Raw genomic sequence first — 6,192 nt, 5'->3', positions numbered from 1 at the left:
TAATCACGATTCAGAATCAGCAGACAGCCAAAACTGATAAAGATCCCGCCTGTAACTCCATCAATCCATTTGGCAAATTTTTGATAATAAGTCGTCATCTTCGGCATTGAAAAAATAATGGCTACAAGCTTAAACTGGAACTGCAAGACCAGCAGGGCAAATACTTGCTGTATTTTCCAAGTGCTGAGCCTGAAACTGAAAAAGACTGGTTACTGGACATCAAGCTATATTCTCGCAGCTTCTATGCCGATCGTTTCTCGATTATTTTCAATGAGCTGGGTTTACAGCAGCAGAGTCTAAGAGAACATCTGGCCAAACGTGAAGAGTTCCTCAAAGCCAAAGCCCGTCTGAGTACCTTAAAACGCTATATCCAGCCTGATGCAGATGCACAGGATCTGGATATGGCCATGATTGCAGCTGTGGTCAAGGCCGACAGTGCCGAGCTGATGCATATTGTCCTGGCGTTGGCAGATGAAATGGTACAGCAGAACCTGGCTCTGGAAGTCAATGCAGAATCCTTTGCTGAACTGGAAAAATTCCAACTGGTGCCGGCTTTGGTCACCGCATTACAGGCGGAAATTGGTTATCCAGCATCAGTTGAAGAATTGAATGGGGAAGCATCATTCAAGCTCGGTACGTTCTTTATCCGTTTAATGACCACGGGCTTCTGTGAAAGCCTGGGCGATATACCGCTATGGGCTCAAGAACTGGTGATGTCATCTGTCAGTTCACGTGCAACAGCTAGAGCCTTTTTGTCGCGCTGGAGAGACAGCTCCAAATACTACCCAACCTTCGACACACTCTCCCAGACCGTGGCAAATGCACTGCGGATCCAAGAAAAGGTCGGGGCCTTTGATCTGGAGCAGCTGCTCGATGTCATGACCTTTGAAGTGATTGAACAAAAGATCATTGTTGCTCTGGCCAGTCATATCCCTGCAGCAGCCAAAGCTGAACTGGAACATTTCAGAACGATTATTTCTACCCGTCTGGATGGCTATTGGGCTTCCAAACATAAGGACGATGCAACCCGCCGTAAATACCGTACCGTCTATACAGCGTTGCAGGCAGCGATTGAGCTGTTCAGTCTGCGACTGCAGTTTGATTCTGGGTTCTATTTCGACTCCAGCGAAGCATTGTATAAAGCCTACGAGCAGGAGTTGTATCGCTTTGATATGGCCTATCGCCACTACAGTGCTGCTTCTCAACGCGCTCATGTCGATATCCTGAAAAAACTCGATGAAGAAGTCGAAAATTGCTATTCCTACTGGTTTATTGACCACTTGGCACGAAACTGGGGAGAGCGGGTTGAAGCTGAGCAACGCTTGAATGTTTGGAAAGTGGCAGATATCCCAAATCAGCAGAACTTCTACGATACCCACGTCAGACCCTTACTCAGTTCTGCAACGAAACGCCGTATTGTGGTAATTATCAGTGATGCTTTTCGCTATGAAGCTGCGGTAGAGCTGCGTGATCGTATTAATGAAAAGCGTTATTCCGAAGCGACCTTGTCTTCACAGCTGGGTGTTGTACCAAGTTACACCACACTTGGCATGGCCTCGTTGTTGCCGCATCAGACTTTGGAGTACAAAGAGGCTGCAGGTGATGATGTATGGGTGGATGGGCAATCTAGCAAAGGGACTGCAGCACGATCCAAAATTCTGGCGGCCTATAATGGATTGGCAGTCACCGCTGAAATGGTAAAAGGCTGGTCGCGTGATGAAGGTCGTGAAGCACTGAAAGACCATGAGCTGATTTACGTTTATCACAACGTGATTGATGCACGCGGTGACAGTGCCTCGACAGAATCAGAAACCTTTATGGCGGTGGAACATGCCATTGAAGAGCTGACCGAACTCAGCCGCAAAATTTTAATGCACTTCAATATTTCTACCCTGTTGATTACAGCCGACCATGGCTTCTTGTTCCAGCAAAGTAAACTGGAATCTGCGGATCGTTCAAGCTTGACTGAAAAACCAGCCAATACATTGAAGAGCAAAAAACGCTATGTGATTGGGCATGGTTTACCAGAGAGCAAGGAAGCATGGAAAGGCTCAACCCAAGCTACGGCAGGCACACTATCTGCGACTGATTTCTGGATTCCAAAAGGGGCGAACCGTTTCCATTTTGTAGGAGGCTCACGTTTCGTGCATGGCGGCATCATGCCTCAGGAAATTGTGGTGCCGGTACTGATGGTAAAACAGCTACGTGGTGAAAAGGCTGGACAGCGGACCAAGCGTAAAGTTGAGGTCATTTCTACCAAATCCACGCTGAAGATGGTCAATAACATCCAGAAGTTTGATTTGATGCAAACCGAAGCTGTCAGTGAGCTGGTCATGCCAGTGACTTTATCCATTGCCATTTATGATGGGGATCTCAAAGTTTCCAGTGAAGAAACTTTGACTTTTGATAGCACTACCGATTCTGTTGCCGATCGGGTCAAACAGGTCAGACTCTCATTGTCTGGCACTGATTTTGACCGTAAGAAAGATTACTTCCTGGTACTGAAGGACAAAGACCTGAATATCGAAATGCAGCGCTATAAGGTCACCATTGATCTGGCATTTACCGATGACTTCTTCTGATAACGAATTAACGATAGAGCGTAGCCTACATGGAATCTGCTAACGATAAAGAACTGGATCAGCTGCTGAATGAACACTTTGCTGGGCGGGTGGTACGTAAGGATCTGACTAAACTGATCAAAGAAGGGGCCAATGTCCCAGTCTATGTACTCGAATACCTGCTGGGAATGTACTGTGCCTCGGATGATCCAGAGATCATTGAACAGGGACTACGTAACGTAAAGACGGTTCTGGCAGAGAACTATGTACGACCTGATGAAGCTGAGAAGGTGAAATCCCTGGTTCGTGAGCGTGGCAGTTATAAGGTCATTGATCGGGTGACCGTAAAGCTGAATGAGCGTAAGGACAAATACGAAGCATCATTTAGTAATCTGGGCATCAAAGATGCCGAAATCTCGGCAGGCATCGTCAAAGAGTATGAAAAATTACTTGTTGGTGGTATCTGGGTCATTGCTACGCTCAGTTATTATTTTGAAGAAGGACAGACTAGTTCTCCATTTGGGGTGAGTTTACTCAAGCCGATTCAAATGCCGAATATGAATATGGATGAACTCTTCAGTGGCAGAGCAGCATTAAGCACTGATCAGTGGCGCGAGAGTTTAATCCGTTCGATCGGCATGGAACCGGCTTCGTTAAAAGAGGACGTGCAATGGCACCTATTAGCGCGTATGGTTCCATTCGTTGAAAATAACTATAACGTCTGTGAACTGGGACCACGCGGTACCGGGAAAAGCCATATTTACAAAGAGTGTTCACCGAATAGTATTTTAGTCTCCGGTGGGCAAACGACTGTCGCCAACCTGTTCTATAACATGAGTAGCCGCCGTATTGGTCTGGTGGGCTTATGGGATGTGGTAGCTTTTGATGAAGTCGCCGGTATTTCCTTTAAGGACAAAGATGGCGTACAGATCATGAAAGACTACATGGCTTCAGGATCTTTTGCCCGTGGTCGTGAACAGATGGAAGCCTCAGCTTCGATGGTTTTTGTGGGTAATATTAACCAAAGTGTTGAATCCTTGGTAAAAACCAGTCATCTATTGGCTCCTTTCCCGGAAGCCATGATTGATTCGGCATTCTTCGATCGTTTTCATGCTTATATCCCCGGCTGGGAAATTCCCAAGATGCGCCCGGAGTTCTTCACCAACCGTTATGGCCTGATTGTTGATTATCTGGCTGAATTCTTCCGGGAAATGCGCAAGCGCAGTTTTGCGGATGCCATTGAGAAGTACTTCAAACTCGGTAATAACCTGAATCAGCGCGATGTGATTGCCGTTCGCAAGACGGTTTCTGGATTGATGAAGCTGCTCTACCCACATGGTCAGTTTAACAAAGAAGATGTACGGCAATGCCTGGAATATGCACTGCAGGTGCGCCGTCGGGTCAAAGAACAGCTGAAGAAAATTGGAGGGATGGAATTCTATGATGTGCATTTCAGCTATATCGACAATGACACCTTAGAAGAGCATTTTGTCTCGGTAAAAGAGCAGGGTGGAGGTGGACTTATTCCCGAAGGTCCTGCTAAACCAGGTTTTCTGTATACCATCGGACTCAGTAATAAGGGCATGCCAGGCTTATACCGCTTAGAACTGCAAGTCACCAAAGGTTCAGGAAAATTGGCGACATCTGGCTTATGGAATTCAAGTAGTGCCAAAGAACAGGTCAAGATTGCTTTTGATTACTTCAAGGCCAATGCATCCCGGATCTCGGGGGGCAGTAAGGTGCTGGAACATGATTTCCATTTACATGTGGTGGAATTACAGAATACCGGCCCGCTCAGCCATCTTGCTCTGCCAAGTTTAGTGGCTTTTGCTTCTGGCCTGTTAGGACGATCGGTACAAAGTCAGATGGTGGTACTGGGTGATATGAGCTTGGGTGGTTCTGTGACACCGGTGGAGAGTATTGCCGAATGTCTGCAAGTTGCTTTTGATGCGGGTGCCAAGAAGGTTGCTTTGCCAATGAGTAGTGCGGCAGATATCCCAACGATTCCTGTGGAACTGTTTACCAAGTTCCAGACCAGCTTCTATGCAGATCCGGTAGATGCTGTGTTTAAGGGGCTAGGGGTGGATTAATTTCATATCTGTCTGGAAGAGTTACAGTAGATTGTTTTAACTTCAGTTTCTCAAGTTAAACACCATGTTGTAAAAGCATAATACTGCCTCTTTTAAAGAGCTAGTATTTTAGGGGGGATTACCCTTCATTTTTTCTTGATCAGATATCTTTTGTACTTTGACAGGATTTTGTTGATCTAAATATTTTTGATACCAAACACGCAATGTTTCAGGAGTACAACCGATTTTAGGATCAATAGCTGTGATTGCTGCCCAAGTAGAAGGATAATCTTTTTCAGATTCAATTAGGTGTTTAGTCCCGGCATTTGATGGATCGGATCAATCTTAAAAAGTTCAGGTTCATCTGTCCACTGTTTGCAGATGAATTCGTAGGGAGTCAGGCCCCTGAGTGTTTTGAGTCTGCGGCCGAAGTTGTATGCAGCAATAAAATCAGCAAGGTGAATGCATAGCTGAGTGTGATCGTCGTAATGGAACCGTTTGACAGTAGCTTCTTTAATCGTTCGGTTCATCCGCTCGACCTGTCCATTGGTCCATGGATGCTTGACCTTGGTAAGACGATGTTCAATGCCACATTCAGTACAAATCCGATCAAAGATGTGCTCAGAGGCGTAGCGATCACAGGTGCGGTTCGTGAACTGGATGCCGTTATCTGTTAGCACCGTATGGATTCTATAGGGCACAGCCTTAACCAGATTGCGCAGGAACTCCGCGGCTGCCATCTTACTGGCTTTAGTATGCAATTCAGTGAACGCGAACTTGGAAGTGCGATCAATGGCAACGAAGAGATAAAGCTTACCCTGTGCTGTTCGCATCTCAGCGATGTCGATATGAAAGTAACCAATGGGGTAGCTCTTGAAGCGCTTCCTGACAGGGCGATCACCTTGTACCTCAGGCAGTCGTGAAATACCATGCCGCTGCAAGCAGCGGTGTAACGACGAGCGTGTCAGATAAGGAATACTCGGCTGCAATGCATAAAGGCAATCGTCTAGCGGCAACAAAGTGCGTTTTCGAAAAGCAACAATTGCCGCCTCATCTTCAGGCGATAACACGCTTGAGCGAGGATTCTTTGGCCCGGTTGTAAGATCATCTACTGAAGTACGTTTCTTCCATTTTGCGACGGTCTTTTGATTGATGCCGTAACGCTTGGCTAGCGTTCTTAAGCTCTCTTGACTATTTTGTATTGCTCGACGCACTGCCTGTGTCGTTGTGGCGCTGCTGTGTAGAACTTGTCCCATAGTGCTTCCTTCCATTTATCTGAGAATATTGCACCATTAAAATCTGGGACTAAACACCTAGTAATTGAACCGCTCTTTCTCTAATTTCGGGGGTATAGTTTGGTTTTTTCATCGGAATAGTCTCTCAGAATATTGACTCTCCGACAAACCCGGTACGGTTCAATAACAAATGCGGTATATACCCAGCCTGAATGAGTTTGAATATACGTAAAGTCACCCACCCATAGTTGGTTTGGATGATCAGCATTAAAATTACGTTTCACTAAATCATCTGCCCGTTTTTGGTCATCTCGGTTACGGGTGGTT

Annotated in this window: 2 protein-coding genes and 3 pseudogenes; 2 read left to right on the top strand and 3 right to left on the bottom strand. The window is 46.1% G+C overall.

The features are described from left to right. Window positions 1-125: 125 nt before the first annotated feature. Together pglZ and brxL are read left to right on the top strand one after the other, a co-directional pair. Window positions 126-2,582, top strand: a pseudogene (gene pglZ / locus FTV48_RS13840) (BREX-1 system phosphatase PglZ type A); the annotation flags it as partial. A 29-nt stretch (window positions 2,583-2,611) separates the two neighbouring features. Beyond that, window positions 2,612-4,651, top strand: a complete 2,040-nt coding sequence (gene brxL, locus FTV48_RS13835) for a protease Lon-related BREX system protein BrxL (protein ID WP_005021615.1) — start codon at window positions 2,612-2,614, stop codon at window positions 4,649-4,651. A 123-nt stretch (window positions 4,652-4,774) separates the two neighbouring features. Here the strand turns inward: brxL and FTV48_RS13830 are convergent. From FTV48_RS13830 to FTV48_RS13820, 3 genes and pseudogenes are all read right to left on the bottom strand, one after another. Then, window positions 4,775-4,936: pseudogene (locus FTV48_RS13830) on the bottom strand (IS3 family transposase); the annotation flags it as partial. Further along, window positions 4,936-5,886 carry an IS481 family transposase gene (locus tag FTV48_RS13825; protein ID WP_005097272.1) on the bottom strand — a complete coding sequence of 317 codons (951 nt, stop codon included), beginning with the start codon at window positions 5,884-5,886 and terminating at the stop codon, window positions 4,936-4,938. The pseudogene FTV48_RS13830 and the gene FTV48_RS13825, both read right to left, overlap by 1 nt. 152 nt (window positions 5,887-6,038) lie before the next feature. Further along, window positions 6,039-6,192, bottom strand: a pseudogene (locus FTV48_RS13820) (IS3 family transposase); the annotation flags it as partial.

This window comes from Acinetobacter sp. YH18001, from assembly GCF_013416975.1.
GTDB lineage: Bacteria > Pseudomonadota > Gammaproteobacteria > Pseudomonadales > Moraxellaceae > Acinetobacter > Acinetobacter pseudolwoffii.
This window is presented reverse-complemented; position numbering and strand designations above follow the sequence as displayed.

What these genes read in the sequence shown, in the direction of transcription:
- brxL (WP_005021615.1), top strand. Translation starts at nt 2,612, where the DNA reads ATGGAATCTGCTAACGATAAAGAACTGGATCAGCTGCTGAATGAACAC.
- FTV48_RS13825 (WP_005097272.1), bottom strand. Translation starts at nt 5,886, where the DNA reads ATGGGACAAGTTCTACACAGCAGCGCCACAACGACACAGGCAGTGCGT.